The organism is Pseudomonas juntendi (genome assembly GCF_009932375.1).
GTDB lineage: Bacteria > Pseudomonadota > Gammaproteobacteria > Pseudomonadales > Pseudomonadaceae > Aquipseudomonas > Aquipseudomonas juntendi.
Genome location: NZ_BLJG01000433.1, coordinates 1 through 853 on the forward strand (window position 1 = coordinate 1; position 853 = coordinate 853).

General features: G+C 61.9%; 2 protein-coding genes. Both read right to left on the reverse strand.

Annotated elements, in window-relative coordinates; all coding sequences use genetic code 11:
* Positions 1-197 precede the first annotated feature (197 nt).
* On the reverse strand, positions 198-629 hold the full coding sequence (locus tag GYA94_RS26550; protein ID WP_161893442.1) for a PACE efflux transporter: 432 nt from the start codon (positions 627-629) through the stop codon (positions 198-200).
* Positions 630-708: 79 nt separating this feature from the next.
* Positions 709-853 (reverse strand): ATP-binding protein (locus GYA94_RS26555; RefSeq protein ID WP_255327004.1); only part of this gene is annotated, 145 nt, incomplete at its 5' end.

The following is an 853-nucleotide window of genomic DNA, read 5'->3' on the forward strand; positions in this document are numbered from 1 at the left end:
GGGCTGAAGCTGGTCATCGATGACTCCTTGGCGTTTTTACGTTGCCCAGGAGTCAGAGAGAAAAAACCCGCCTCCAGGGCGGGTTCGGTGCACGTACGCGCTAGCCCGCCAAGCTGATAATGGCGGTAATAATAATGGCGTTCACGTGCAGGTAGGTGTTCATAGGCCAGGAACTTAGCCTGCCGCGCAGGCCCACGTCAACACTTGGCTTGCTGCGCCGACAGCGGCACATCGAACACTTTGTCGAAGCCCCACTGGAACACGAAGGCGTACACGAAGAAGAACACGAACAATGCCAGGTTGGTGAGCAGCGCCGCCCACAGACTGACGTTCAGCCAGTAGGCCACCAGCGGCAGCAGGATCAGCATCAACCCACCCTCGAAACCCAGGGCGTGCAGCAGGCGCCGGGTGAACGTACGTTCACGCTGCTGCTGGCGCGCCTCCCAGCGCTCGAACACCCAGTTGTAACCCATGTTCCAGCTCATCGCGATGCCTGACATCAGCACCGACAGCACCGTGGATTGCGCCATGCCGGCGCCGAACGCCAACGCCAGTGCCGGGGCCACGCAGGCGACGGCGATGGCCTCGTAAAGAATGGCCTGAACGATCTTGCGTGCCTTGCCTTGCATGTTCAGCTCCCTGGCTTGAAGAACTGTAAACCTACAAGAACTGGCCGAGAAGAAAAAGCCTGTACGCCCCTGCCGCCTGCTAACGGGCGGGCAAGCGGATGCGGAACTGCGCCCCGCCCAGCGCCGACTGTGCGACAGTCAACGTACCGCCCTGGCCCTCGATCGCACGCCGGCTGATCGCCAAGCCCAGGCCAAAACCACCGGTGTTCCGGTCACGGCTGCGG

What these genes read in the sequence shown, in the direction of transcription:
- GYA94_RS26550 (WP_161893442.1), bottom strand. Translation starts at nt 629, where the DNA reads ATGCAAGGCAAGGCACGCAAGATCGTTCAGGCCATTCTTTACGAGGCC.